Genomic DNA, 26,106 nt, shown 5'->3' with positions numbered 1-26,106 from the left:
GTCACACTCGCTCAGGGCCCAACACGCTGGATTCGGTTGACCATGCCCAGTTCGCGGCCGCGATCCCAGACGACCGGGTCACCGTTCTTGTAGAACACGGTCCCGTCGTACCCGTACACGGTGATGTCGTTGACGACGGTGTCGGCGATGACCGTGTTGCCCGTCCCCATCATCGTGACCGCCCAGCAGCTGCCTTTTGCGGTGACGATGTTGTTGGTGCCGTTGACGAAGAGCGTGGCGTCGCCGCAGTCGATCGTCGTCTCAACGCCCTGCCCGGTGATATGGGTGTCGCCGTTCTTCGCGTGCGCAACCGGAGCCGGCGCGGCCGGTAGGGCGACCACGGTCGCGGCGCAGGCTGCCAGCGTCCCCACGGCGGCTGTCCATTTCACTGCGGGCCCCCCTTCGTTGGGTGGGTGGTCTGCTCGATCAGACCTCGATTGAGATTACGTGCATTTAACTGCGTGACGACAGCCCCGTGGGCATTTATTCGCCAAAGCCGCGGCGCCGGCGCGACCACGGAGCGCCGCACCCGATGACTACGGCGCAGTCAACTAGAGTCATTAGTTAGCTCTGACGCCGCGCGCGCGGGGCCGGCCATCCCAACCGAAGGGTGAATCGCCATGGCAGCTCAGCCGGAACCACCGTCGGGTGGTGGCCGTGCGCGCGCCGGCAAGCCGGGAGCCCGTCAAGCAAAGCTGAGCCGCGAGGGCATCGTCGACGGCGCGCTGACCTTCCTGGACCGGGAGGGCTGGGATTCGCTGACCATCAACGCCCTGGCCACCCAGCTGGGCACCAAGGGACCGTCGCTGTACAACCACGTCGACAGCCTCGAGGATCTGCGCCGTGCCGTACGCATCCGGGTCATCGACGACATCATCACGATGCTCAACCGGGTGGGGGAGGGACGGTCCCGCGACGACGCCGTCCTGGTGATGGCCGGCGCCTACCGCAGCTATGCCCACCATCACCCCGGTCGGTACTCCGCGTTCACCCGGATGCCGCTCGGCGGCGACGATCCCGAGTACACGGCCGTGACGCGGGGAGCGGCAGCCCCCGTCATCGCGGTGCTGTCGTCCTACGGCCTGCAGGGCGAGGAGGCTTTCTACGCCGCTCTGGAGTTCTGGTCGGCCATGCACGGGTTCGTGCTGCTGGAAATGACCGGAGTCATGGACGAGATCGACACCGACGCCGTGTTCACCGACATGGTGCTGCGGCTGGCGGCGGGCATGGATCGGCGCACCGTCCAGGCAGCGGAGACGCCCTAGCCGGCGGCGCGAGCGTGAGGCCAGCTTCACGCTCGGACGCGACTGTGCGGCCAGCTTCACAGTCGCGCCACCTGGGGGACCTGTGCGGCTCGCGCGGGCGATGCCACCGTTTTTGACCTGCCAGACTCCGGGCGGGTATTGTGGGACCTCGTGCCTGGCGGCTAACGGCGCCTGAAGTAGCGGGCGTAAATGCCGGGCCAATTCGCGTGTCCACAATGCGACGGATGATGTTTTCCGGGCAAGCGCATGCGACACGCCCGGCCGCGGGGTAATGACGTTAGTCCGCGGAGGGGCATAACTGCAGTACAGGAACTTTTGAACAGCGCACTCGACAAGCACCACAAGAACAGCAACACAGAAAGCCGGTAGATGCCAACCATCCAGCAGCTGGTCCGCAAGGGTCGTCGCGACAAGATCGCCAAGGTCAAAACCGCGGCTCTGAAAGGCAGCCCGCAGCGTCGTGGCGTATGCACCCGCGTGTACACCACCACTCCGAAGAAGCCGAACTCGGCGCTTCGGAAGGTTGCCCGTGTGAAGCTGACGAGTCAGGTTGAGGTCACGGCCTACATTCCGGGCGAGGGCCACAACCTCCAGGAGCACTCGATGGTCCTGGTGCGTGGCGGCCGGGTGAAGGACCTGCCCGGTGTGCGTTACAAGATCATCCGCGGTTCGCTGGACACCCAGGGTGTCAAGAACCGCAAGCAGGCTCGCAGCCGTTACGGCGCCAAGAAGGAGAAGAGCTAATGCCGCGCAAGGGGCCCGCGCCCAAGCGTCCGCTGGTCAACGACCCGGTCTACGGGTCGCAGCTGGTCACCCAGTTGGTGAACAAAGTTCTGCTGAAGGGGAAGAAATCGCTGGCTGAGCGCATTGTTTATGGTGCGCTCGAGCAGGCCCGCGACAAGACCGGCACCGACCCCGTCATCACCCTCAAGCGCGCGCTCGACAACGTCAAGCCCGCCCTTGAGGTGCGTAGCCGCCGCGTCGGTGGCGCCACCTACCAGGTGCCCGTCGAGGTGCGCCCGGACCGGTCCACCACGCTGGCACTGCGCTGGCTCGTCAGCTTCTCGCGGCAGCGCCGGGAGAAGACGATGGTCGAGCGTCTGGCCAACGAGATCCTGGACGCCAGCAACGGCTTGGGGGCCTCCGTCAAGCGGCGCGAGGACACCCACAAGATGGCCGAGGCCAACCGCGCCTTCGCGCACTATCGCTGGTGACGGCTTCCAGCGGAACCCGCTGGCGCATCCGATAGCTAACTGAGCAACGAAAGAGTGGGAAGACTTCTGTGGCACAGAAGGACGTGCTGACCGACCTGACGAAGGTCCGCAACATCGGCATCATGGCGCACATCGACGCCGGCAAGACCACGACGACTGAGCGCATCCTGTACTACACCGGTATCAGCTACAAGATCGGTGAAGTGCACGACGGCGCGGCCACGATGGACTGGATGGAGCAGGAGCAGGAACGCGGGATCACCATCACCTCCGCGGCAACCACCTGCTTCTGGAACGACAACCAGATCAACATCATCGACACCCCCGGCCACGTCGACTTCACCGTCGAGGTGGAGCGCTCGCTGCGTGTCCTGGACGGCGCCGTCGCGGTGTTCGACGGCAAGGAGGGCGTCGAGCCCCAGTCCGAGCAGGTGTGGCGGCAGGCCGACAAATACGACGTCCCGCGCATCTGCTTCGTCAACAAGATGGACAAGATCGGCGCCGACTTCTACTTCTCCGTGCGCACCATGGAGGAGCGCCTCGGCGCCAACGTCATCCCGATCCAGCTGCCGGTCGGCTCCGAGGGTGACTTCGAGGGCGTCGTCGACCTGGTCGAGATGAAGGCCAAGGTGTGGAGCGCCGAGGCCAAGCTGGGCGAGAAGTACGACGTGGTCGACATCCCCGCCGATCTGCAGGAGAAGGCAGAGGAGTACCGCACCAAGCTGATCGAGGCGGTCGCCGAGACCGACGAGGAGCTGCTGGAGAAGTACCTCGGCGGAGAAGAGCTCACGGTCGCCGAGATCAAGGGCGCGATCCGCAAGCTGACGATCAACTCCGAGGCCTACCCGGTGCTGTGCGGCAGCGCGTTCAAGAACAAGGGCGTGCAGCCGATGCTCGACGCCGTCATCGACTACCTCCCCTCGCCGCTGGACGTGCCGCCGGCCGTCGGCCACCCGCCCGGCAAAGAGGACGAGGAGATCGTGCGCAAGCCGTCGACCGACGAGCCTTTCTCCGCGCTGGCGTTCAAGGTCGCCACGCACCCGTTCTTCGGCAAGCTCACCTATGTCCGGGTGTACTCGGGCAAGGTCGACTCGGGTTCGCAGGTCATCAACGCCACCAAGGGCAAGAAGGAGCGTCTGGGCAAGCTCTTCCAGATGCACTCCAACAAGGAAAACCCGGTGGAGACGGCGTCGGCGGGCCACATCTACGCGGTGATCGGTCTCAAGGACACCACCACCGGTGACACGCTGGCCGACCCGAACAACCAGATCGTGCTCGAGTCCATGACGTTCCCGGACCCGGTCATCGAGGTGGCCATCGAGCCCAAGACCAAGAGCGACCAGGAGAAGCTGAGCCTGTCGATCCAGAAGCTCGCCGAAGAGGACCCCACCTTCAAGGTGCACCTGGATCAGGAGACCGGCCAGACCGTCATCGGCGGCATGGGCGAGCTGCACTTGGACATCCTGGTGGACCGCATGCGCCGCGAGTTCAAGGTCGAGGCCAACGTCGGCAAGCCGCAGGTGGCCTACAAGGAGACCATCCGCCGCAAGGTGGAGAACGTCGAGTTCACCCACAAGAAGCAGACGGGTGGCTCCGGTCAGTTCGCCAAGGTCCAGGTCAGCCTGGAGCCGTTCGTCAGCGAGGACGGCGCGACCTACGAGTTCGAGAGCAAGGTCACCGGTGGACGCATCCCGCGGGAGTACATCCCGTCGGTGGACGCCGGTGCGCAGGACGCCATGCAGTACGGCGTGCTGGCCGGCTACCCGCTGGTGAACCTGAAGCTCACCCTGCTGGACGGCGCCTTCCACGAGGTCGACTCGTCCGAGATGGCGTTCAAGATCGCCGGTTCCCAGGTGCTGAAAAAGGCTGCGGCACAAGCACAGCCGGTGATCCTGGAACCGATCATGGCCGTCGAGGTCACCACACCCGAGGACTACATGGGTGATGTGATCGGCGACCTGAACTCCCGCCGTGGCCAGATCCAGGCCATGGAGGAGCGGGCAGGGGCGCGTGTCGTCAAGGCGCACGTGCCGTTGTCGGAGATGTTCGGCTATGTCGGCGACCTGCGGTCCAAGACGCAAGGCCGGGCGAACTACTCCATGGTGTTCGACTCCTACGCCGAAGTTCCGGCGAACGTGTCGAAGGAAATCATCGCCAAGGCAACCGGCGAATAAGCGAAAACCCCGACGAGTAAGCTGACGCGGTTAGCACCGCGGCAAACCAAAGAAAAATCAACACTGCTTTTTTAAGCACCAACAGTCCAGGAGGACAACAAAGTGGCGAAGGCGAAGTTCCAGCGGACCAAGCCCCACGTCAACATCGGGACCATCGGTCACGTTGACCACGGCAAGACCACCCTGACCGCGGCTATCACCAAGGTCCTGCACGACAAGTACCCGGACCTGAACGAGTCCAAGGCGTTCGACCAGATCGACAACGCGCCTGAGGAGCGTCAGCGCGGTATCACGATCAACATCGCGCACGTCGAGTACCAGACCGAGAAGCGTCACTACGCGCACGTCGACGCCCCCGGCCACGCCGACTACATCAAGAACATGATCACCGGTGCCGCCCAGATGGACGGCGCGATCCTGGTGGTCGCCGCGACGGACGGCCCGATGCCGCAGACGCGTGAGCACGTGCTGCTCGCCCGTCAGGTGGGCGTGCCCTACATCCTCGTGGCGCTGAACAAGTCCGACGCCGTCGACGACGAGGAGCTGCTCGAGCTCGTCGAGCTGGAGGTCCGCGAATTGCTGGCCGCCCAGGACTTCGACGAGGAAGCCCCGGTGGTCCGGGTCTCGGCGCTGAAGGCGCTCGAGGGCGACGCGACCTGGGTGAAGTCGGTCGAGGACCTGATGGACGCGGTTGACGAGTCGATCCCGGACCCGGTGCGCGACACCGACAAGCCGTTCCTGATGCCCGTTGAGGACGTCTTCACCATCACCGGCCGTGGCACCGTCGTCACCGGTCGTGTGGAGCGCGGCGTGGTCAACGTGAACGAGGAAGTCGAGATCGTCGGCATCAAGCCCACCAGCACAAAGACCACGGTCACCGGTGTGGAGATGTTCCGCAAGCTGCTCGACCAGGGTCAGGCCGGTGACAACGTCGGTCTGCTGCTGCGTGGTGTCAAGCGTGAGGACGTCGAGCGCGGCCAGGTCGTCATCAAGCCCGGCACCACCACCCCGCACACCGAGTTCGAGGGCCAGGTCTACATCCTGTCCAAGGACGAGGGCGGTCGGCACACGCCGTTCTTCAACAACTACCGTCCGCAGTTCTACTTCCGCACCACTGACGTGACCGGTGTGGTGACGCTGCCGGAGGGCACCGAAATGGTGATGCCCGGTGACAACACCAACATCTCGGTGAAGCTGATCCAGCCCGTCGCCATGGACGACGGTCTGCGGTTCGCGATCCGTGAGGGTGGCCGCACCGTCGGCGCCGGCCGGGTCACCAAGATCATCAAGTAGCGCTCACCGCGCAACCAGACGCAAAATCCCCCGAAAACCGCGGTTTTCGGGGGATTTTGCGTCTTTTGGGCGCGCTAACTTGTGATCGGTATAGGCCGCGCGGCGCTACTCTGTCATCACCTTTTCGGGCGCCTGACCCGAGCACAGTGAGGGGAGAATGCACATGCTCGCGCGGTACATCAAGATGCAGCTGCTGGTGCTGTTGTGCGGCGGCCTGGTCGGACCGATCTTCCTCGTCGTCTACTTCACCCTCGGTTTCGGTCAGTTGCTGTCGTGGATGTTCTACGTCGGCCTGCTGATCACCGTCGCCGACGTGCTGGTGGCGATCGCGTTGACGTATTGGAGCGTCAACAACGCCGCCAAGAACGAAGCGCTCGAACAGTCCGGGGTGCTGGCCCTGGCCCAGATCACCGGTCTGGCCGAGACGGGCACCCGGATCAACGAGCAGCCGGTGGTCAAGGTGCAGCTGCACGTATCGGGGCCCGGGATCGCGCCGTTCGACAGCGAGGACCGGGTGATCGCGAGCGTGACGCGGCTGGGCAACCTGACGGCCCGCAAGCTTGTCGTCCTGGTCGACCCCACCACCAACGAATACCGAATCGATTGGGAGCGAAGCGCTTTGGTCAACGGGCTGGTGCCGGCTCAGTTCACCGTCGAGGAGGACAACCGCACTTACGACCTGAGCGGCCAGGCGGGCCCGTTGATGGAGATCCTGCAACTGCTCAAGGCGAACGGGATTCCCCTCAACCGCATCGTCGACATCAGGTCTAATCCGGGTCTGCGTCAGCAGATTCACGCCGTCGTGCGCAGGGCCGGTCAGCAGCAGGCGGGCCAGGCCGCCCCGTCCGCGGCGCCGCAGGCCTCGATCGCCGACCGGCTGCAGGAGCTTGACTCGCTGCGCGCCAGCGGCGTGGTGAACGACCAGGAGTACGCCAGCCGGCGCGCCCAGATCATCGCCGAGATCTGACGCCGAGATCTGACCGAGCGCCGATCGGCACCGAGCCATCGGGCTACCTAACTAGAACACGTTTCAGTTTCGCTGCTAGCCTGGCAAGCGGCGAAAGGGGACCAGTGGCTGATTCACTTCAAGGGCGGGTGGCTTTCATCACCGGAGCCGCGCGTGCCCAGGGACGTTCGCATGCGATCCGGCTCGCCCGGGAGGGGGCCGACATCATCGCCTCCGACATCTGCGGGCCGGTGTCAGGCACCCTGACCTACCCGCCGGCGACGCCGGAGGATCTTGCCGAGACCGTCCGCGCGGTCGAGGCCGAAGGTCGCAAAGTGCTGGCCCGCCAGGTCGATGTGCGCGACGACGCGGCGGTGCGCCAGTTGGTGGCCGACGGGGTCGAACAGTTCGGCCGCCTCGACATCGTGGTCGCCAACGCCGGGGTGCTGGGCTGGGGCCGGGTCTGGGAACTCACCGACGAGCAGTGGGACACCGTCATCGGAGTCAACCTGACCGGCACCTGGCGCACCCTGCGGGCCACCATCCCCGCCATCATCGAGGCCGGCAACGGCGGCTCGATCGTGGTGGTCAGTTCCGCCGCCGGCCTCAAGGCGACGCCCGGCAACGGCCACTACGCGGCAAGCAAGTTCGGCCTGACCGCCCTGACCAATACCTTGGCGCTCGAATTGGGCGAATACGGCATCAGGGTGAACTCCATCCACCCGTATTCGGTCGACACCCCGATGATCGAGCCCGAGGCGATGATGCAGGTGTTCGCCAAGCATCCCCGATTCGTGCACGCCTTCCCGCCAATGCCCATGCAGTACAAGGGTTTTATGTCACCCGACGAGGTATCCGACGTCGTCGTCTGGTTGGCCGGTGACGGGTCGGGCACCCTGTCCGGCACTCAAATCCCGGTCGACAAGGGCGCGTTGAAGTACTGATTGTCGTCCGTGCTATGAACTCCACGTGAGCACACACGGAATCGTGATCGTCGGCGGCGGGCTGGCTGCCGCCCGGACTGCCGAGCAACTACGCCGCGCGGAGTACGCCGGCCCCGTCACCATCGTCAGCGACGAGGTGCACCTGCCCTACGACCGGCCGCCGCTGTCCAAAGAGGTGTTGCGCAGCGAGATCGACGACACGGCCCTCAAGCCACGCGAGTGGTACGACGAGAAGGACATCACCCTGCGTCTGGGCCAAGCGGCCACCGGTGTCGACACCGCGGCACAGACGGTGACGCTGGCTGACGGAACCTCGTTGGGTTACGACGAACTCGTCATCGCTACCGGTCTGGTGCCGCGGCGGATCCCGAGCCTTCCGGACCTGGAGGGCATCCGGGTGCTGCGTTCCTTCGACGAGTGCATGGCGTTGCGCAGCCACGCGTCCTCCGCCAAGAAGGCGGTGGTGATCGGTGCGGGCTTCATCGGCTGCGAGGTGGCGGCCAGCCTGCGTGGTCTCGGTGTGGACGTGGTCCTGGTGGAACCGCAGCCGACACCGCTGGCGTCGGTGCTCGGCGAGCAGATCGGCGCGCTGGTCACCCGGTTGCACCGGGACGAGGGCGTCGACGTGCGCACCGGCGTCGGGGTGGCCGAGGTCCGCGGCGACGGCCATGTCCAGACTGTGGTCCTCACCGACGGCACGGAACTGTCGGCCGACCTGGTGGTGGTCGGCATCGGCTCGCACCCGGCCACGAGCTGGCTCGAAGGCAGCGGTATCGAGGTCGACAACGGCGTCGTCTGTGACGAGGCCGGGCGTACCAGCGCGCCGCACGTCTGGGCGCTCGGTGACGTCGCCTCCTGGCGTGATGCCACGGGACACCAAGTGCGCGTGGAACATTGGAGCAACGTGGCCGACCAGACCCGGGTCGTGGTGCCCGCACTGCTGGGCCGCGAGGTGCCCTCGGCGGTCGTGGTTCCGTACTTCTGGAGCGACCAGTACGACGTCAAGATCCAGTGCCTCGGCGAGCCCGAAGCCGACGACACCGTGCACATCGTCGAGGACGACGGCCGCAAGTTCCTGGCGTACTACGAACGCGACGGCGCCCTGGTCGGAGTTGTCGGTGGCGGGTTGCCCGGCAAGGTGATGAAGGTGCGGGCCAAAGTGGCCGCAGCGGTGCCGATTTCGGAGATGCTGGGCGCAGAGGGTTAGAACTGCCCCAGATAGAACCGGGAACCCTGGTCATCGGTGCATTCGGCGGACAGGCCGTAGGGCTGACGTGACGGTTCGTCCAGCACGGTGCCGCCGGCTTCGCGAACCCGGGCCACCGCGGCGTCGATGTCGTCCACGGTCCACATCGGCACCGTGACGCGTCGCGGACTGCCGCCCGCCGCGCCCGACATCGGATGGGCGTCCTGCACCTGCCATCCGTCGGCGACGCGGCCCGGCTCGAAGGTCCAGCCCAGCACCCGCCCGTAGAAGTCGCGGAAGCCGGCGGAGTCGGTCACGTCGTAGGTCACGTAGGAGAGCTCGCCAGGGCCAGATCCGTTGAGCGCCGGGCGTTCCCGGCCCGCGACCGGCTCGTACACCGCGAAAGACGCGCCCTGCGGGTCGGTGGCGTCCAGGGTGGTGCCGTGCTCGGTGCGACGGGTTTCGCCGACGCTGCCGCCCGCGCCGGTGATCGCCTCGCGCGCGGCCGCCAGGTCGGTGACGGCGTAGCAGCAGAACAAGCCCGGCGCGGAGCCGGCGCGGATGTCGGTTGGCAACTCGGTGTTGGTCACCCGGTGCGAGGCGGCGTCGACGGTCCACCCCAGCACGTGGGAGTAGAAGGCAGCGGCGCGCTCGACGTCGGGAACCGACAGCGAGATGAAGCCGAGGTCACCCTGCCTGATACCGGGGGTGCTCATCGGTCCGCTCAGCATCCAGCGGTGGCCGAACGGGTCGACGATGGTCGCGTTGCGCGCGCCGTGGCCTTCATAGATCTCCCGCTGCACCGTCGCGCCGTGCTCGCGAGCGCGCCGCAACGCCGCATCGGTGTCGCCGACATGCAGCATCAGGCTGACCGACACCGCTCCCGGCGCGGGACCCCGCAGGCCCAACTCGGGATACTCGTCGGCCAGGTACAGCACACCGTCGCCAATTTCGAGTTCGGCGTGCCCGATCCGCCCGTCGTCCATCACGATTGCTTCACCGACCAGCACGGCGCCGAATGCCGCGGCGTACCAGTCGATCGCGGCGCGGGCGTCCCGCACGCTCAGGTAGGGGAGTGCGGCCGGACGAGGCGGCGCGGCGGAGTCTTGGTTCAATCCGGAAACGGTTGTGGTGGTGCCACTCATCAGAACTCCTTCGGGTAGTGACAGTGCGGACTCCAGCCGTCTGCGCAGCCGCGCGGCGAAGCCCGGATCGGGTTGCACCGGAAGGTCTTCGGTGTGCAGCACGTCGAGCGGATCGCGCTGACTCATGACGTGCCCCCTTCCGGATACTCTTTGCGGAACGCCTTCTTGGCGCGAACCAGCAGCGCCTCGGTGGCGTGCACGGTGCGCCCGAGCAGTGCGGCGCATTCGCCGACGCTGCAGTCGTCCATGTAGCGCAGGACGAGCACCGCGCGATGTGAGTCGCTCAGCCTGCTCAGCACGCTCTCGGCGACCAACCTGTCCAGTTCGGCGTCCCAGTCCCCGCTGTTCACCGCGGCTGAATCCAGCGGCTCCGCCGGATCGGCGAGCGGCACCGGGTCACGCCGGCGCCGATAGTGGTCGGCCAGTTTGTGCCGCGCCACCCCCATCAGCCAGGGCATGGCGATCGGCGACGGGTCACCGTCACGTGCCGCGGCGCGCGCTGTTTGCAGCCCGGACAGAAAGGTCTCCGAGGTCAGATCCTCCGCGGTTCCGCGATCGCCGCAGCGGCGAAGAAAGTACCCGAAGACCACCGGCAGCGCCTCGTCGTACAACTCCAGCAGCGCGCTCGCGGCGTCGCGCTGGCGGTGCTGTTGGGCGCTCACATCCTTATACGTCGTTGTGGCGGACCGAACTCCGACGGGCTGACCGAAGATTTTTTCCGCACTGCCATCACTGCCAGTGCACCGGTGCGCCGTGGGCGTGGCACTCGGCCAGCACCCGTTCCTCGCCATCCGGCCATGTGGTGGCCCGCACCAGGAACTTCAGCGTGCCCTCCGGACCCTGGCGCGCCGGCTCGAGTGTGAGGTGCGCCAACGGTCTGCGCGTGTCGGCCTGCGCCGCCAGCGCATCGATTCCGGCCCGCACCGTCGCGCGTTCGTCCGGGGAGAGGTACTGCCAGACGATCGAGTGCCACAGCACGGTCAGCGCTCCGTCGGCGAGGGTGAGCCCGGTGACGGCGTCGGCCGCCGTCCGGCGTTCCACCTGGGCCGGTACCTGGCGGGCCACCGCGATGGCGCCGCGCAACCGTTTCAACCGGGCGTGCTGGTCGGGCCACACATAGCTCAGCACGGTCAGCTCCCCGCCGGATTCGGTCACGTCGATAGGCGCGATGTCGTACCCGCGCCGCTCGACGATCTGCAGCGCGCCACCAGGGGGAAGCTGGCCGTGCCAGGCGTCGTCGATGAGCACCGGAGAGTCGGACGGTCCCCAGCGGTTGCCGGCATACCGGTAGTGGTAGTGGTCGGCGCGCAGATTGAGTCCCGCGCTGGTGCCGATCTCGAAAAGCCTTATCGGAAGCCGTGACTCGCCGTTGAGGTGCAGCAGCCCGCCGATCAGCACCGCTGAGCGGCCCACCTCGTTGGTCTGCGGCGGGTGCTGCAGCGCCGCACGCAATTCCACGGCTCGCTCAGCCGCGACGAGCAGGATCTCGGGCCAGGCCCGCTGCGCGTCCCAGCTTCCGCCCGCACTGGGATACCAGCGCCGCAGCTGCCCTGCCCGGCCGTCGAGCACCATCCGGTGCAACCCGCCGAGCAACCGCAGTGGCACCGCCTGACCCGATGAGGCGTCCTCGTGGCCGGCCAGGATCGTCGCGAACACTCCGCCGCTTTCGACGTCGCCGGCCACCAGGTCGAAGAGTTCGCCGTACATCGCCGAACCGGATCGCGCGCAGAATCTGCCCTGCGACCGCAGGGTGTGCAGCAGGTGTTCGGAGTTGCTCACTCGAGTGAGTCCAGGCCCGCGCCGACCACGTCGAACGCGTTCCCGAGGGCCTGCGGCAGCGAAACCGATTCGTCCCGAAGCCAGTGTTCGTAGGCACTCAACGCGACTCCGAGCATCGTCCAGGCGACGGTCTGCGGCATCAGGTCCGTCGCTCTGGCACCCGACCTGCGCGCCACGAAGCCGGCGATCACTTCCCGCCAACCGGCATACATTGTCATCGAATATGCTTGCAGTTCAGCAGTTTCCAGGATCACCCGCATGCGCTGGCGATGGCGGACCGACTCGCATTCGTCGAAGGTGTTGAACGCGAGCAGCGCCCCCCGCAACGCCTCACGTAACGGCACCTGTGGATCCACGCCATCGAGCAGTTCCTGCAGCTGTTCGAGGTGGGCGTCGAAGTCGCCCCACGGGATCGCGTTCTTGGAGGCGTAGTAGCGGAACAGGGTCCGGCGTGCGATCCCGGCGGCATGGGCGACGTCGTCGACGCTGACTTCGGCAAATCCGCGCGCGGCGAACAGGTCGATCGCGACGTCGGTGATGTGCAGCGGTGTCGTCGAGCGGCGCCTGCCCACTCGCGTTCCCTGCAGCATCAGACCCTGCCCTTCCGTTTCGGCACTCGATGCCATATTCTGACCCACGATCGTGATTGTGACCGGCACCACCCATCATTGTCGAACCCCTTCGATGAAAGGCAATCGTCATGGACAACGAAAACCAGACTGAGACCGAACTCGTCACCGAGACGCTGGTGGAAGAGGTTTCCATCGACGGCATGTGCGGGGTCTACTGACGGTGGCCGCGCCCGCGCCGGCCCGGGAGAGCGCGCAGTTCGACCCGGACACTGGCTGGCGCCTGCATCCGCAGGTGGCGATCCGGCCGGAACCCTTTGGGGCGCTGCTGTATCACTTCGGCACCCGCAAACTGTCGTTCCTGAAGAACCGCACCATTCTGACCGTGGTGCGGTCACTGGCCGACCACCCGGACGTGCGGTCCGCTTGCCGTGCCGCCGGAGTGGACGACCCCGACCAGGGCCCGTACCTGCACGCACTGGACGTGCTGGCCCGTTCGACCATGTTGGTACCCCGGGAGGCACAATGACCACCGCAGCCAGAGTCCCCGCACTGATCGAGCAGTTCGAGCGCGGGCTCGACGCGCCGATCTGCCTGACCTGGGAGCTGACGTACGCCTGCAACCTGGCGTGTGTGCACTGCCTGTCTTCGTCAGGCAAGCGCGACCCGGGTGAGCTGTCCACGCGTCAGTGCAAGGACATCATCGACGAGCTCGAGCGCATGCAGGTGTTCTATGTAAACATCGGCGGCGGCGAACCCACTGTGCGGCCGGACTTTTGGGAGCTGGTGGATTACGCCACCGAACACCAGGTCGGGGTGAAGTTCTCCACCAACGGGGTGCGCATCACCCCGGAGGTGGCGGCGCGGCTGGCGGCCAGCGACTACGTGGATGTCCAGATATCTCTGGACGGCGCCACTGCCGAAGTCAACGACGCCGTCCGGGGTCCGGGCTCGTTCGCCATGGCGGTGCGGGCGCTGGAGAATCTCGCCGCCGCCGGGTTCCGCGACGCGAAGATCTCGGTGGTGGTGACCCGGCACAATGTCGATCAGCTCGACGAGTTTGCCGCGCTGGCAAGCCGTTACGGTGCCACTTTGCGCATCACGCGACTGCGGCCGTCAGGGCGGGGCGCTGACGTCTGGGAGGACCTGCACCCCACGTCCGACCAGCAGGTGCAGCTGTACGACTGGCTGGTGGCCAAGGGCGAGGGGGTGCTGACCGGCGACTCCTTCTTCCATCTGGCACCGCTGGGCTCGCCGGGCGCGCTGGCCGGACTGAACATGTGCGGGGCCGGTCGGGTGGTGTGCCTCATCGATCCGGTGGGCGACGTGTACGCCTGCCCGTTCGCCATCCATGACCGCTTCCTGGCCGGAAACGTGTTGTCCGACTCAGGGTTTGGGACGGGTTTCGAAAACGTCTGGAAGAACGCCCCACTGTTCCGGGAGCTGCGCGAGCCGCAGTCCGCCGGAGCGTGCGGCAGTTGCGGGCACTACGACAGCTGCCGCGGCGGCTGCATGGCTGCCAAGTTCTTCACCGGCCTGCCGCTGGACGGCCCGGACCCGGAGTGCGTACAGGGCCACGGTGCGCCGGCGCTGGAAGCCGAGCGTGAGACGCCACGGCCGCGCGTCGACCACTCCCGCGGCAAGCGGCTCAGCGCCCCGGTGCCGTTGACCCTGTCCATGAGGCCGCCATCGCGGCTGTGCAATGAAAGCCCCGTATAACCATGGCAGACCAATGGTTTGAAACCGTCGCGATTGCCCAACAACGCGCTAAGCGACGGCTGCCGAAATCCGTCTATTCGTCGCTTATTTCCGCCAGCGAAAAAGGCGTGACTGTTGCCGACAATGTGGCGGCATTCAGTGAACTCGGATTCGCCCCGCACGTCATCGGGGCGAGCGCGAAACGCGACCTCTCCACCACGGTTATGGGCCAGGACATTTCGATGCCGGTGCTTATTTCACCGACCGGCGTGCAAGCGGTCGATCCGGACGGCGAGGTCGCCGTCGCGCGCGCCGCCGCGGCCCGGGGCACGGCAATGGGGCTGTCCTCGTTTGCCAGCAAGCCGATCGAGGAGGTGGTGGCCGCCAATCCCAAGATCTTCTTCCAGATCTACTGGCTCGGCGGCCGGGACGCGATCGCCGAGCGCGCGGAGCGGGCGCGGGCGGCGGGTGCGGTCGGATTGATCGTCACCACCGACTGGACGTTCTCGCACGGGCGTGATTGGGGCAGCCCCAAGATCCCCGAAGAGATGAACCTGAAGACCATCCTGAAGCTGTCGCCGGAGGCGATCACGAAACCGCGCTGGCTGTGGAACTTCGGCAAGACCATGCGGCCGCCGGACCTGCGGGTGCCCAACCAGGGCCGCCGCGGCGAGCCGGGCCCACCGTTCTTCGCCGCGTACGGCGAATGGATGGGCACACCCCCGCCCACCTGGGAGGACATCGCCTGGCTGCGGGAACTGTGGGGCGGTCCCTTCATGCTCAAAGGCGTGATGCGCGTCGACGACGCCAAAAGAGCGGTGGACGCCGGTGTTTCGGCGATTTCGGTCTCCAACCACGGCGGCAACAACCTGGACGGCACGCCCGCGTCGATCCGCGCGCTGCCCGCTGTGGCCGAGGCCGTCGGCGACCAGGTCGAGGTGCTGCTCGACGGCGGCATCCGCCGGGGGAGTGATGTCGTCAAGGCCGTGGCGCTGGGCGCCCGAGCGGTGATGATCGGGCGGGCCTACCTGTGGGGTCTGGCGGCGGCCGGCCAGGCCGGCGTCGAGAACGTGCTAGACATCCTGCGCGGCGGTATCGACTCCGCGCTGATGGGCCTCGGGCATTCCTCCATTCATGACCTCACCGCCGACGACATCTTGATCCCGTCCGGGTTCACCCGGGAGTTGGGCGTGCGCTGACCGCGCCGTAATCGGCCGGATTACGCATTGTCTGGCCGTATTGCGAAGCCGCCTTTTCCGTGCGCTGCGCTCTACCACAGAGACGGCGCCCCGGGAATGGTCAGTTGCCCGAATCTGGTGCTGGCGTTGCAGTCGTGGCAAACGAGCAGCGATTTCGCCTATCGATCAACATCGCGGAAAAAAAAATCGATAGATAGGGCAACAATCGGTGCACGCCAGGTGAATTCGTCTTACCATCGGCGGGTGCCTGTACACGGCGAACTGGGGGATTCGACGTCGAGCCAACTATCCATATCCGCATCGCCGTCAATATTGATTCCGCTAGGGGCTACCGAACAGCATGGTCCGCACCTGCCTTTGGACACCGACACTCGGATCGCCGCGGCTGTCGCCCGCGCCGTGGGTGAGTGTCTCGACTGGCTGTTGGCTCCCGCGATCGCTTACGGCGCCAGCGGTGAGCACCAGAGTTTCGCCGGAACGATTTCGATCGGCACCGACGCCTTGACCATGCTGTTGCTGGAGTACGGAAGGTCGGCCACCTGCTGGGCCCAGCGGCTGGTGTTCGTCAACGGTCACGGTGGCAACGTCAGTGCGTTGCGGACGGCGGTCGGCCGGTTGCGTGCCGAGGGCCGCGATGCCGGTTGGTGCGCCTGCGCCTGCGCTGGCGGCGATGCGCATGCCGGCCACACCGAAACCTCCGTGTTGCTCCACATCTCGCCGGGCGCCGTGCACACCGACCGCATGCTCGCCGGAAACGAAGCGCCGCTGCGCGAGTTGTTGCCGTCCATGCAACGGGGCGGGGTCGCCGCGGTCAGTCGCATCGGAGTGCTGGGGGATCCGACCACGGCCACCGCGGCCGAGGGGAAGCGGATCTTCGCCGAGATGGTCGACGACTGTGTCCGGCGCATCGACCGGTGGGCCCCTGGTGCGGACGGGATGTTGACGTGACCGCGCCGATGACCCGGCTTCCGGATGGATTCGCCGTGCAGGTCGATCGTCGCGTGCGGGTGCTCGGCGACGGCAAGGCTCTGCTCGGTGGTTCGCCGACCCGCCTGCTGCGGCTGGCGCCTGCCGCTCAGGGCATGCTCTGCGACGGCCGTCTGAAGGTTCGCGACGAGGTCAGCGCCCAGCTGGCCCGCACCCTGCTGGACGCCACGGTGGCCCACCCGCGCCCGGCCACCGGCCCGTCCCACCGCGATGTCACGGTCGTTATCCCGGTGCGGGACAACATAACCGGCGTCCGGCGGCTGGTCGCCTCACTGCGTGGGCTGCGGGTCATCGTGGTGGACGACGGGTCTGCGACCCCGATCGAACTGGAAGACTTCGCCGGAGCGCATTGCGACATCGAGGTGCTGCACCACGTGCGCAACAAGGGTCCGGCGGCGGCCCGGAACACCGGTCTGGCGGCGTGCACCACTGATTTCGTCGCGTTCCTGGATTCCGATGTGGCACCACGCCGCGGCTGGCTCGAAGCGCTGCTCGGCCACTTCTGTGATCCCACGGTTGCACTGGTGGCGCCCCGCATCGTCGGCCTGGCGCAGGATGAGAACGTGATCGCCCGCTACGAGGCGGTGCACTCGTCACTGGATCTGGGTCTGCGCGAGGCGCCGGTGTTGCCGCACAGCGCGGTGTCCTATGTTCCCAGCGCGGCGATCGTGTGCCGGACGTCCGCGATCCGGGGGGTCGGCGGGTTCGACGAGACCATGCACTCCGGCGAGGATGTCGACCTGTGCTGGCGACTGGTCGAAGCCGGCGCCCGGTTACGGTACGAACCCATCGCGCTGGTTGCCCACGACCACCGGACCGAGTTGCGGGACTGGATCGCGCGCAAGGCGTTCTACGGGGGCTCGGCGGCGCCGTTGTCGGTACGGCATCCCGACAAGACCGCTCCGGTGGTGATCTCCGGTTGGGCGTTGACGGCCTGGATCCTCATGTCGCTCGGAACCGGCCTGGCCCAACTGGCCTCGGTCGTCATAGCCGTCCTCACCGGCCGCCGGATCGCCAAGGCCCTGCGTGGTGCCGACTCACCCGTCGAGACCTCCCTGTGGGACGTGGTCGTGATCGCCACCCGGGGACTGTGGTCGGCGGCGCTGCAATTGGCATCGGCGATCTGCCGGCACTACTGGCCGGTGGCCCTGCTGGCGGCGATGCTGTCACGGCACTGCCGGCACGTCGTGGTGGTCGCGGCGATCGTGGACGGGGTGGCCGACTGGTTGCGCCGCCGGGACGCCGTCGGCGAGGACGCCGAACCGATCGGATTGCTGACCTTCCTGCTGCTCAAGCGCATCGACGACCTGGCCTACGGAATCGGCCTGTGGTACGGAGTGGTGCGCGAACGCAACATCGGCGCGCTCAAGCCACAGATCCGGACGTAACCGCCACCTTGACCGCAGCCGCCCGGCACAGCGATGTGCTGATCGTCGGTGCCGGGAGTGCCGGTTCGGTTGTCGCCGAACGCCTTTCCGTCGATCCCAGCCGCACTGTCACGGTGCTGGAAGCAGGTCCCGGACTGGCCGACGCCGACCTGCTGGCGCGCACCCGCAACGGGCTGCAGCTGCCGATCGGTGCCGGCAGCCCGTTGGCCGAGCGTTACCTCAGCACGCTCACCGACCAGCCCGCCCGGCAGGTGTCGTTGGTGCGCGGCAGCACTGTCGGAGGGTCCGGCGCCGTCAACGGCGGCTACTTCTGCCGGGGGTTGCCGGGCGACTTCGAGCGCATGGCGATCCCCGGATGGGCATGGGCCGACGTGCTCGACCACTTCCGGGCCATCGAGACCGATCTCGACTTCGCCACCCCCGCGCACGGCGCTACCGGTCGGATCCCGGTGCGTCGCACGCGCGACCTGACCGGCGTCACCGAAGCCTTTGTCGCCGCCAGCAGCCGGGCAGGCTTCAGCTGGGTCACCGACCTCAACGACGTCGGACCCGAACTGCCCGCGGGGGTGGGCGCCGTGCCGCTCAACATCGTCGAGGGAGTCCGTACCGGCTCCGGGGCGGCATTCCTGTTGCCCGCGCTGCAGCGCCCCAATCTGAGGCTGCTCGCCCGAACCCGGGTGATGCGGCTCCGCCTGGACGGCGCCACCGCCCTAGGTGTGCAGGCGGTGGGGCCGGATGGCCCGGTGGAGCTCACGGCAGACCGAATCATACTGAGCGCAGGCGCAATTCGATCAGCACATCTTTTGATGCTCTCGGGCATCGGCGATCCCACAATGCTGCGCACCGTCGGCGTGAAAGTTGCTGCGGCACTTCCGGTTGGGTTGCGGTGCAGCGATCATCCGGAATGGGTGATGCCGACCAGCTGGGAAGTGGCGTCGGACCATCCGGTGCTGGAGGTGGTGCTCAGCACCGCCGATGGCATCGAGATACGGCCATACACAGGGGGATTCGTAGCTATGACCGGCGATGGCACTGCCGGACATAAGGATTGGCCGCACATCGGTGTGGCGCTGATGCGCCCCCGATCGCGGGGGCGTATCTCCCTGATGTCTGCGGATCCCGACACGCCGCCGCGCATCGAGCATCGCTATGACAGTGAGCCGGACGACGTCGCGGACCTGCGTGCCGGAAGCGAGCTGGCTCGTGAATTCTGCGGCAGCGCAACAGGTCCTGCGGTCTGGTCGACATCACAACATCTGTGTGGCAGTGCTCCGATGGGTGCAGTAGGTGATCAGGATGCAGTGGTGGACAACAAGTGTCGTGTAATGGGTTTCGAAAACCTCTGGGTAATAGACGGATCGATCTTGCCGGTGATCCCCAGTCGCGGACCGCACGCCACCATCGTCATGCTCGGCCACCGCGCGGCCGACTTCGTCCGGTGAGCGGGTGCCCGATCAGCTCGACGCCGGGGCGGCTTCCCCGGCTTCCTGCACGCGAGCCACCGGAGCGGGCGTCAGCGCGGCTGCCGGTACCGCCCGTGCGGCCAGCGGCGCCGGCAGTGCCGACACCGTCGCCGTCTCCTCGATGTCGACGGGCTGTGCGGGGCTCGCGGCCGGCGAGGCTGGACGGATCGCCGGACCCGCCGGGCGCACCGCCCCCGCCGCTACTGCCGCCCCCACCGATCCCACCGGGGTTACCGCCGGCGCCATCGCCGAGCTCACCGGTGCGGCTGCTGCCGCCGAACTGATGGCCATCGTCTGCGCCGCCACCGCGGCCGCCGGCACCGCATGAACACTGTCGCTCAGGACCGAGCGTCCGAGCGTCTGCTGCGGCACGTTGACGGCCTCGGTCTGAACGGCCGACACGTTCGCCGCCTCGGTGACCGCGTAGGACTGGGAGCCCAGATTCATCAGCTGCACGAACTGGTCGTGAAAGGCCGCCGCCTGCGCGCTGAGCGCCTGGAAAGCCTCGGCGTGTGCACCGAACAGCGCCGCGAGTTCCGTCGACACCGCGTCGGTGCCCGCGGGGAGGAACGCACCCGTGGTGGGAAGTACGGCCGCGGCGTTGGCGTCACTGATCGCTGAGCCGATGTTCGCCAGATCCGTTGCTGCCGCGGCCACGTACTCCGGCGCAGCGATTACATACGACATATGGCCCCCCAGCCAAGGATGGATCGTGTTCGACGCCCGTTACGACCTTCCCCCTTTCTGCATGGTAGCCCTACCGGGCGCCGGCCGCGGCGTTTTCGCTCAGCGGGATCCGGCCCGTGTGCGGCCGGCCCGGATTCGCCGAGCCAGCCGCAGTTGGCGCCCGTCGCGCCCGGGAGCCCAGAACCCGATCAGCACGGCGGTCACGGCGACGATGACAGCCATGGTGACCGTCGACGCGTGCATGGCGTCCAGGAAAGCCCGCTGACTCAGCGCCGCCAAAGAATCACCCTGAGGCCCAAGCTTTTTGGCTACCTCGACGGCCGTCGCCAGTGAATCCGCGGCCGGCCCGCGCACCGGTTCGGGGAACGCCGTCAGGGTGGGCAGCAACTCGCGGCTGTAGCGCCCGGCGAGTATCGAGCCGGCCACGGCGATGCCCAGGGCCCCGCCCAGTTCGCGCGCGGTGTCGTTCACGGCAGAGGCCACCCCCTGCTTCTCGTCCGGAACGGCAGCCATGATCGCCGACGTCGTGGGGGCCGTGCACAAACCGATGCCGGTGCTCAGGATCAGCGTGGGCCAGGCGAAATCGAGGTAGGACGAGTGCAGGTCGAGTACGAGCATGCACAGGAAGCCCACCGCCATCATCAGCGTGCCCAGGAACAAGACCAGACGCAGACCCAGTTTCGGTACGTACCACCACGACAGCGCCGAGCAGATACCGAGCGGCACCATGAACGGCCCGAGCGCCACCGCGGTCATCAGGGGCGAGTACCCCATGATCTGCTGGACGTACTGCATGGCGAGAAAGAAGAAGCCGAAGGTGCCCCCGAACAGCACCACGATGGTTGCCACCCCGGTCGCGAAACTCGCGTCGCCGAACAGGCGTACGTCCAGAAGCGGGTGCCGTTTGCGGAATTCGACCACGGCGAACAGCGCGGCGATGGCCGTCCCGAGCATGAGCCCGCCCCATACCTGGATGTCGTCCCAGCCCCGTGTCGGCGCTTGCAGGATCGCGAACACTCCGATCGCGACGGCCGCGCCGATCAGTGCCGCGCCCCACCAGTCGACGCGGGGTGCGTCGTCGTCGCGGGAGGACGAGATCGTGCATGCCATAGCGAAGATCACCAGACCGCCCGCACCCAGCGACCAGAAGATGGCATGCCATTCCCAGAACCGGAGCAGCAGGCCGGAACCGAGCATGCCGACCACCCCGCCGGATCCCGCGGTGCCGGCCCAGATGCCAACTGCCCTGAGCCGCTGCTCTTTTGGATAGGCCACCGTCAGCAGCGACAGCGTGGCCGGCATGACGAACGCGGCGCCCACACCGGCCAGGGCGCGTCCGGCGATGATCTGGGTCGGGGAGTGCAGCAGCGCCGGCGCGATCGAGGCCAGCGAGAAGATCGTCAAGCCCGCGAGCAGCGCGCCCCGGCGGCCATACCGGTCACCGACGGCGCCGGCGGGCAGCAACAGGCAGGCCAGCGCCACGGTGTATCCGTCGACGACCCACGTCAGTTGCGTCTGCGTGGCCGAGGTGGCGACGGCAATGTCCCCGAGGGCGGTGTTCAGCGCCGTCATCGAGGCGACCACCAAGGAGACGCCCAGGCACGCGACGGTCAGCGTCCAGCGCTGCGCCCGGGTACTGGGACCGGCTTCGTTCCTGCGCTCGTCGGTTCGGACTAGGGTCTGGACCATGTGCGGCGCCCCCTCTTGGTGGCGAAGTAGTGACCGAGACTAATGGTCTCGTAGGTAGACCATTGATCTCGTTTCCAAACACGGAGGTGCATCACAATCTCTGAGGGCAGTTACCGGGACCCCCGTCCGGCACGGTCGCGGGCCCGTTTGCTGGAAGCCGCCGCGGCATTGCTGCGCAGCGGGGGACCCAGCGCGGTGACCGTTGACGCGGTGACGCGTGCCGCCAATGTCGCCCGGGCCACCCTCTACCGCCATTTCCCCAGCGGAAATGATTTGCTCGCAGCAACATTCAGCAGTCTCATCCCGGCCGCGCCGATGCCTCCGGCCGAAGGATCGCTGCGCGACCGGCTGCTGGCCCTCGTGCTGGCACAGGCCGACCTCATCGCCGAAGCCCCCGCGGTGCTGACTGCGATGGCGTGGCTGGCGCTGGGCCCCGACCTGCAGCAGCTGCCCGCGCCCGGCCGTTCACTGGGCGCGCAGAACGCGATCACCGGCCTGCGTGAGCGCATCGCTCAGCAGTACGCCGCCCCGTTCGACGCTCTGTTCGACGGCCCGCAGGCTGCCGAACTGGGTGAGGTGGACCGGTCCAGCGCCATCGCCCTGTTGATCGGACCACTGGTGCTGGGCCGGCTGAGCACATTGCCTGACTTCGACTACCGCGAGACGGCGCGCGCCGCGGTCGACGGTTTCCTCGAAGTCCAGTGCCGGCGCGGCGCGGGCCCGGGCCCGGACATCGAATCGACTGGGGCGTGAGCCCCGGCACTACAGGCCGGTCCGGTCCCTGATCCGCTGCCGCACCGCGGCCTTGCCTTCCTCGAGTGTTGCCAGGCCCAGGCGGGTGGCGCTCCACTGGAATTCGTTCTCGAGGATCCATCGGACGTACGCCAGTTCCGAATGCTCCAACAGCTGAATGGCTTCCAACAGCGCTTCCCGCACCGGACGGGCCGGCCTGATCAGACCCCTGAGGGGCGGGAAGCCGCGGAACATCCACTCGCTGAAGTCGGACAACGCGAGGGCCGGAACACGCCTGGGTGCGTCGGGACCGAAGGCTGCCATGAGTTCAGCGGCCAATTCGGCCGGTGGTGCGCCGTTGATCCAGTCGATCATGGGTTGGGCGGCGTCAGGTTCTCCCGGATTCGGTCCCGTCACGGCCTGGCAGCCTACGCCCGCCTGCCGGTGCTGTCAGAAGACCGGGGAGCGGCAGGGAAAAGCGCTGGTAGGGTCGCTGGCGGCGACGGGTCTGGACCGTCCGGCGCAGACCGGGGGCGCTGCACCGCAGGCCGGCCGGCGTTCACGACCCGGGATTTGGCCGACGCGGTGATCTGAGGCATACTGTTCAGGTTGCCTTGCGCCAGGTTTACCCCTGGCCGGGCATACGACCAGCGCCCACCATGGGCGCGTCCGGTCCCCACCTTGGAGCGCGACTATTTCGGCCGCCTACAAGGCTGCGTGCGGGTGACACACCCGACCGCGGGGAGCGGTTGAACCACGACAGGTAAACAGCGGCGCAGTATCCGGCGCAACGCTAGATCGGCCCTCGGCGAGGGTGGTCGATCCGCGCGCCGGGGGGCACCGGGTCCGATACAGGACTCACAGTTCGAGGCTCGAAGTCCGATCACGGGCTGACAGTGTGGGAGAAGAGGTAGGAGAAGCGTGGCGGGACAAAAGATCCGCATCAGGCTCAAGGCCTACGACCATGAGGCTATTGACGCGTCGGCGCGCAAGATCGTCGAGACCGTCGTCCGTACCGGGGCCAGCGTCGTAGGACCGGTGCCGCTGCCGACGGAAAAGAATGTGTACTGCGTCATCCGCTCTCCGCATAAGTACAAGGACTCGCGGGAGCACTTCGAGATGCGTACACACAAGCGTCTGATCGACATCCTCGACCCGACGCCGAAGACCGTTGACGCATTGATGCGCATCGATCTTCCGGCCAGCGTCGACGTCAACATCCAGTAGGAGCTTGGGCAGCAATGGCGAGAAAAGGCATTCTGGGTACCAAGCTGGGCATGACGCAGGTATTCGACGAGAACAACAGAGTCGTGCCGGTGACTGTCGTCAAGGCCGGGCCGAACGTGGTGACCCGCGTGCGTACCCCGGAGCGTGACGGATACAGCGCCGTGCAACTGGCTTACGGCGAAATCAGCCCACGCAAGGTCAACAAGCCGGTCACCGGCCAGTACGCGGCCGCGGGTGTCAACCCGCGCCGGCACCTGGCGGAGTTGCGGCTGGACGACGCGGAGGCGGCGGCCGAGTACGAGGTCGGCCAGGAGCTGACGGCGGAGATCTTCGCCGACGGCGCCTACGTCGACGTCACCGGCACCTCCAAGGGCAAGGGCTTCGCCGGGACGATGAAGCGGCACGGTTTCCGCGGGCAGGGCGCCAGCCACGGCGCCCAGGCAGTGCACCGCCGCCCGGGTTCCATCGGCGGATGTGCCACTCCGGCAAGGGTGTTCAAGGGCACTCGGATGTCCGGCCGGATGGGTAACGACCGGGTGACCGTGCAGAACCTGGTGGTGCACAAGGTCGACGCCGCCAACGGCGTGCTGTTGATCAAGGGCGCGGTTCCCGGCCGCACCGGTGGACTGGTCGTGGTCCGCACCGCGATCAAGCGAGGTGAGAAGTAATGACTCTCAAGATTGACGTGAAGACGCCGGCAGGCAAGGTCGACGGCTCGATCGAGCTGCCCGCCGAGCTGTTCGACGCACCGGCCAACATCGCACTGATGCACCAGGTGGTCACGGCGCAACGCGCCGCGGCACGTCAGGGTACGCACTCGACGAAGACCCGCGGTGATGTCAGCGGTGGAGGCCGCAAGCCGTACCGGCAGAAGGGAACCGGCCGGGCCCGCCAGGGTTCGACCCGGGCCCCGCAGTTCACCGGTGGTGGCGTGGTGCACGGTCCCAAGCCGCGCGACTACAGCCAGCGCACGCCCAAGAAGATGATCGCCGCCGCGCTGCGCGGGGCGCTGTCGGACCGGGCCCGCAACGGACGCATCCACGCGGTCACCGAGCTGGTGGAGGGGCAGACCCCGTCGACCAAGAGCGCCAAGGCGTTTCTGGGCACCCTGACCGATCGCAAGCAGGTTCTGGTGGTCGTCGGCCGGGCCGACGAGGCCGGCGTGAAGAGTGTGCGCAACCTGCCCGGTGTGCATATCCTGCCGCCGGACCAGCTGAACACCTATGACGTGCTGCGCGCCGACGACGTGGTGTTCAGCGTCGAGGCGCTGAACGCCTACATCGCGAGCAATACCGCCAACACCGCCAATGCGGCGTCTTCCGAGGAGGTTTCGGCCTGATGGCGACCATCGCTGACCCCCGCGACATCATCCTGGCGCCGGTCATCTCCGAGAAGTCCTACGGGCTGCTGGACAACAACGTGTACACGTTCGTGGTGCACCCCGACTCGAACAAGACGCAGATCAAGATCGCTATCGAGAAGATCTTCGCCGTCAAGGTCGCCTCGGTGAACACCGCGAATCGGCAGGGCAAGCGCAAGCGCACCCGGTCCGGTTACGGGACGCGCAAGAGCACCAAGCGCGCCATCGTCACCCTGGCACCGGGCAGCAAGCAGATTGACCTGTTCGGAGCCCCGGCCTAGGGCCGAGCGCGAGAGAAAGATCTGATTAGACATGGCAATTCGCAAGTACAAGCCGACGACCCCGGGTCGTCGCGGCGCCAGCGTGTCGGATTTCTCCGAGATCACCCGATCGACTCCGGAGAAGTCGCTGGTTCGCCCGCTGCACAGCAAGGGCGGCCGTAACGCGCACGGGCGGATCACCACCCGTCACCAGGGTGGCGGCCACAAGCGCGCCTACCGGGTGATCGACTTCCGTCGCAACGACAAGGACGGCGTCAACGCCAAGGTCGCGCACATCGAGTACGACCCGAACCGCACCGCCCGGATTGCGCTGCTGCACTTTCTGGACGGGGACAAGCGCTACATCATTGCGCCGAACGGTCTCTCGCAGGGCGACATCGTCGAGTCGGGCGCCAACGCCGACATCAAGCCCGGCAACAACCTGCCGTTGCGCAACATCCCGGCCGGCACCTTGGTGCACGCGGTGGAGTTGCGGCCCGGCGGCGGTGCCAAGCTGGCGCGTTCGGCCGGCTCGAGCATCCAGTTGCTCGGCAAGGAAGCCACCTACGCCTCGTTGCGCATGCCCAGCGGTGAGATCCGCCGAGTCGACGTCCGCTGCCGCGCGACGGTCGGCGAGGTGGGTAACGCCGAGCAGGCGAACATCAACTGGGGCAAGGCCGGTCGTATGCGGTGGAAGGGCAAGCGCCCCTCCGTCCGTGGTGTGGTGATGAACCCGGTCGACCACCCGCATGGTGGTGGTGAGGGTAAGACCTCCGGTGGTCGTCACCCCGTCAGCCCGTGGGGCAAGCCCGAGGGCCGTACCCGCAATCCGAACAAAGCCAGTAACAAGCTCATTGTCCGACGCCGGCGTACCGGCAAGAAGCACGGCCGGTAGGAGTAA

Annotated in this window: 29 protein-coding genes and 1 pseudogene; 21 read left to right on the top strand and 9 right to left on the bottom strand. The window is 67.1% G+C overall.

Annotated features, from left to right (window positions below; translation table 11 throughout):
• Positions 1-11 precede the first annotated feature (11 nt).
• Entirely contained in the window at positions 12-389 is a 378-nt protein-coding gene (locus QXH22_RS08615) for a DUF3060 domain-containing protein (RefSeq protein WP_371934172.1), read from the bottom strand.
• A 231-nt stretch (positions 390-620) separates the two neighbouring features.
• Between QXH22_RS08615 and QXH22_RS08610 the strand changes: the two genes are divergently transcribed.
• From QXH22_RS08610 to QXH22_RS08575, 8 genes are all read left to right on the top strand, one after another.
• On the top strand, positions 621-1,265 hold the full coding sequence (locus tag QXH22_RS08610) for a TetR/AcrR family transcriptional regulator (protein ID WP_306242259.1): 645 nt from the start codon (positions 621-623) through the stop codon (positions 1,263-1,265).
• A gap of 369 nt (positions 1,266-1,634) precedes the next feature.
• Positions 1,635-2,009: a 30S ribosomal protein S12 gene (gene rpsL / locus QXH22_RS08605; protein ID WP_007167812.1), complete on the top strand. Its 375-nt coding sequence runs from the start codon at positions 1,635-1,637 to the stop codon at positions 2,007-2,009.
• Positions 2,009-2,479 carry a 30S ribosomal protein S7 gene (rpsG, locus tag QXH22_RS08600; protein WP_036352615.1) on the top strand — a complete coding sequence of 157 codons (471 nt, stop codon included), beginning with the start codon at positions 2,009-2,011 and terminating at the stop codon, positions 2,477-2,479. The genes rpsL and rpsG overlap by 1 nt, the downstream gene beginning before the upstream one ends.
• A 68-nt stretch (positions 2,480-2,547) precedes the next feature.
• Positions 2,548-4,653: an elongation factor G gene (gene fusA, locus QXH22_RS08595; RefSeq protein WP_306275363.1), complete on the top strand. Its 2,106-nt coding sequence runs from the start codon at positions 2,548-2,550 to the stop codon at positions 4,651-4,653.
• Positions 4,654-4,755: 102 nt separating this feature from the next.
• The gene (gene tuf / locus QXH22_RS08590; protein WP_055578873.1) at positions 4,756-5,946 is read left to right on the top strand and encodes an elongation factor Tu; all 1,191 of its coding nucleotides are present in this window, start codon (positions 4,756-4,758) and stop codon (positions 5,944-5,946) included.
• Positions 5,947-6,109: 163 nt separating this feature from the next.
• Positions 6,110-6,913: an SHOCT domain-containing protein gene (locus QXH22_RS08585; protein ID WP_306242256.1), complete on the top strand. Its 804-nt coding sequence runs from the start codon at positions 6,110-6,112 to the stop codon at positions 6,911-6,913.
• A 104-nt stretch (positions 6,914-7,017) separates the two neighbouring features.
• A complete protein-coding gene (locus QXH22_RS08580) occupies positions 7,018-7,836 on the top strand; it encodes a mycofactocin-coupled SDR family oxidoreductase (RefSeq protein ID WP_306242255.1) in 819 nt (272 codons plus the stop codon).
• A gap of 25 nt (positions 7,837-7,861) precedes the next feature.
• Positions 7,862-9,043, top strand: coding sequence for an NAD(P)/FAD-dependent oxidoreductase (locus QXH22_RS08575; RefSeq protein WP_306275362.1), 1,182 nt, complete (start codon positions 7,862-7,864; stop codon positions 9,041-9,043).
• Here QXH22_RS08575 and QXH22_RS08570 read toward each other — a convergent pair.
• The 4 genes from QXH22_RS08570 to mftR all read right to left on the bottom strand — a co-directional run bounded on the left by QXH22_RS08570 (position 9,040) and on the right by mftR (position 12,536).
• Positions 9,040-10,293, bottom strand: a complete 1,254-nt coding sequence (locus tag QXH22_RS08570) for a VOC family protein (protein ID WP_306275361.1) — start codon at positions 10,291-10,293, stop codon at positions 9,040-9,042. The two genes, QXH22_RS08575 and QXH22_RS08570, sit on opposite strands and share 4 nt — an antisense overlap.
• Positions 10,290-10,829 (bottom strand): RNA polymerase sigma factor, encoded by a 540-nt coding sequence (locus tag QXH22_RS08565; protein WP_306275360.1) that lies wholly within the window; start codon positions 10,827-10,829, stop codon positions 10,290-10,292. The genes QXH22_RS08570 and QXH22_RS08565 overlap by 4 nt, the downstream gene beginning before the upstream one ends.
• A gap of 67 nt (positions 10,830-10,896) precedes the next feature.
• Positions 10,897-11,946, bottom strand: coding sequence for a DUF2332 domain-containing protein (locus QXH22_RS08560; RefSeq protein WP_306275359.1), 1,050 nt, complete (start codon positions 11,944-11,946; stop codon positions 10,897-10,899).
• Positions 11,943-12,536, bottom strand: a complete 594-nt coding sequence (gene mftR / locus QXH22_RS08555; protein WP_306244434.1) for a mycofactocin system transcriptional regulator — start codon at positions 12,534-12,536, stop codon at positions 11,943-11,945. Before mftR ends, QXH22_RS08560 begins: the two co-directional genes overlap by 4 nt.
• A gap of 110 nt (positions 12,537-12,646) precedes the next feature.
• Between mftR and mftA the strand changes: the two genes are divergently transcribed.
• From mftA to mftG, 7 genes are all read left to right on the top strand, one after another.
• On the top strand, positions 12,647-12,736 hold the full coding sequence (gene mftA, locus QXH22_RS08550; RefSeq protein WP_036352637.1) for a mycofactocin precursor MftA: 90 nt from the start codon (positions 12,647-12,649) through the stop codon (positions 12,734-12,736).
• On the top strand, positions 12,721-13,044 hold the full coding sequence (mftB, locus tag QXH22_RS08545; protein WP_306242250.1) for a mycofactocin biosynthesis chaperone MftB: 324 nt from the start codon (positions 12,721-12,723) through the stop codon (positions 13,042-13,044). Before mftA ends, mftB begins: the two co-directional genes overlap by 16 nt.
• Positions 13,041-14,234, top strand: coding sequence for a mycofactocin radical SAM maturase (mftC, locus tag QXH22_RS08540; RefSeq protein WP_306275357.1), 1,194 nt, complete (start codon positions 13,041-13,043; stop codon positions 14,232-14,234). Before mftB ends, mftC begins: the two co-directional genes overlap by 4 nt.
• 2 nt (positions 14,235-14,236) lie before the next feature.
• On the top strand, positions 14,237-15,412 hold the full coding sequence (mftD, locus tag QXH22_RS08535; protein WP_306242248.1) for a pre-mycofactocin synthase MftD: 1,176 nt from the start codon (positions 14,237-14,239) through the stop codon (positions 15,410-15,412).
• 219 nt (positions 15,413-15,631) lie between these two features.
• Complete coding sequence (gene mftE, locus QXH22_RS08530; RefSeq protein ID WP_306242247.1) at positions 15,632-16,360, top strand: mycofactocin biosynthesis peptidyl-dipeptidase MftE; 729 nt, start codon at positions 15,632-15,634, stop codon at positions 16,358-16,360.
• Between the two features lie 8 nt (positions 16,361-16,368).
• Entirely contained in the window at positions 16,369-17,787 is a 1,419-nt protein-coding gene (gene mftF, locus QXH22_RS08525) for a mycofactocin biosynthesis glycosyltransferase MftF (RefSeq protein ID WP_371934213.1), read from the top strand.
• Between the two features lie 8 nt (positions 17,788-17,795).
• Positions 17,796-19,229: a mycofactocin system GMC family oxidoreductase MftG gene (gene mftG / locus QXH22_RS08520; RefSeq protein WP_306275353.1), complete on the top strand. Its 1,434-nt coding sequence runs from the start codon at positions 17,796-17,798 to the stop codon at positions 19,227-19,229.
• A gap of 12 nt (positions 19,230-19,241) precedes the next feature.
• Here mftG and QXH22_RS08515 read toward each other — a convergent pair whose 3' ends face one another.
• Together QXH22_RS08515 and QXH22_RS08510 are read right to left on the bottom strand one after the other, a co-directional pair.
• On the bottom strand, positions 19,242-19,937 hold the full coding sequence (locus tag QXH22_RS08515) for a PE family protein (RefSeq protein WP_306275352.1): 696 nt from the start codon (positions 19,935-19,937) through the stop codon (positions 19,242-19,244).
• 99 nt (positions 19,938-20,036) lie between these two features.
• Positions 20,037-21,626, bottom strand: a complete 1,590-nt coding sequence (locus QXH22_RS08510; protein ID WP_306242243.1) for an MFS transporter — start codon at positions 21,624-21,626, stop codon at positions 20,037-20,039.
• 90 nt (positions 21,627-21,716) lie between these two features.
• On the opposite strand from QXH22_RS08510, the gene QXH22_RS08505 reads away from it, so the two are divergent.
• Positions 21,717-22,379 carry a TetR/AcrR family transcriptional regulator gene (locus QXH22_RS08505; protein ID WP_371934212.1) on the top strand — a complete coding sequence of 221 codons (663 nt, stop codon included), beginning with the start codon at positions 21,717-21,719 and terminating at the stop codon, positions 22,377-22,379.
• A 9-nt stretch (positions 22,380-22,388) separates the two neighbouring features.
• Here the strand turns inward: QXH22_RS08505 and QXH22_RS08500 are convergent, their stop codons facing one another.
• Entirely contained in the window at positions 22,389-22,775 is a 387-nt protein-coding gene (locus QXH22_RS08500) for a hypothetical protein (protein ID WP_306242242.1), read from the bottom strand.
• 125 nt (positions 22,776-22,900) lie between these two features.
• A pseudogene (locus QXH22_RS30455) lies at positions 22,901-23,116 on the bottom strand (hypothetical protein); the annotation flags it as partial.
• Positions 23,117-23,279: 163 nt separating this feature from the next.
• Between QXH22_RS30455 and rpsJ the strand changes: the two are divergent.
• Genes rpsJ through rplB form a run of 5 tightly spaced genes read left to right on the top strand, consistent with a single transcriptional unit; the run spans position 23,280 to position 26,100 of the window.
• Positions 23,280-23,585 (top strand): 30S ribosomal protein S10, encoded by a 306-nt coding sequence (gene rpsJ / locus QXH22_RS08495; RefSeq protein WP_003873519.1) that lies wholly within the window; start codon positions 23,280-23,282, stop codon positions 23,583-23,585.
• A gap of 14 nt (positions 23,586-23,599) precedes the next feature.
• Positions 23,600-24,253 carry a 50S ribosomal protein L3 gene (rplC, locus tag QXH22_RS08490; RefSeq protein ID WP_306242241.1) on the top strand — a complete coding sequence of 218 codons (654 nt, stop codon included), beginning with the start codon at positions 23,600-23,602 and terminating at the stop codon, positions 24,251-24,253.
• Entirely contained in the window at positions 24,253-24,924 is a 672-nt protein-coding gene (gene rplD, locus QXH22_RS08485) for a 50S ribosomal protein L4 (protein ID WP_306242240.1), read from the top strand. The genes rplC and rplD overlap by 1 nt, the downstream gene beginning before the upstream one ends.
• A complete protein-coding gene (gene rplW / locus QXH22_RS08480) occupies positions 24,924-25,226 on the top strand; it encodes a 50S ribosomal protein L23 (RefSeq protein WP_055576365.1) in 303 nt (100 codons plus the stop codon). Before rplD ends, rplW begins: the two co-directional genes overlap by 1 nt.
• A 31-nt stretch (positions 25,227-25,257) precedes the next feature.
• Entirely contained in the window at positions 25,258-26,100 is an 843-nt protein-coding gene (rplB, locus tag QXH22_RS08475) for a 50S ribosomal protein L2 (RefSeq protein ID WP_306242239.1), read from the top strand.
• The last annotated feature ends 6 nt before the right edge of the window (positions 26,101-26,106 follow it).

The organism is Mycobacterium sp. TY814 (assembly GCF_030755175.1).
In the GTDB taxonomy this organism is placed as follows: domain Bacteria; phylum Actinomycetota; class Actinomycetes; order Mycobacteriales; family Mycobacteriaceae; genus Mycobacterium.
Note: the sequence above shows the minus strand (reverse complement) of the source record. Positions and strands in the feature narration are given on the sequence as shown.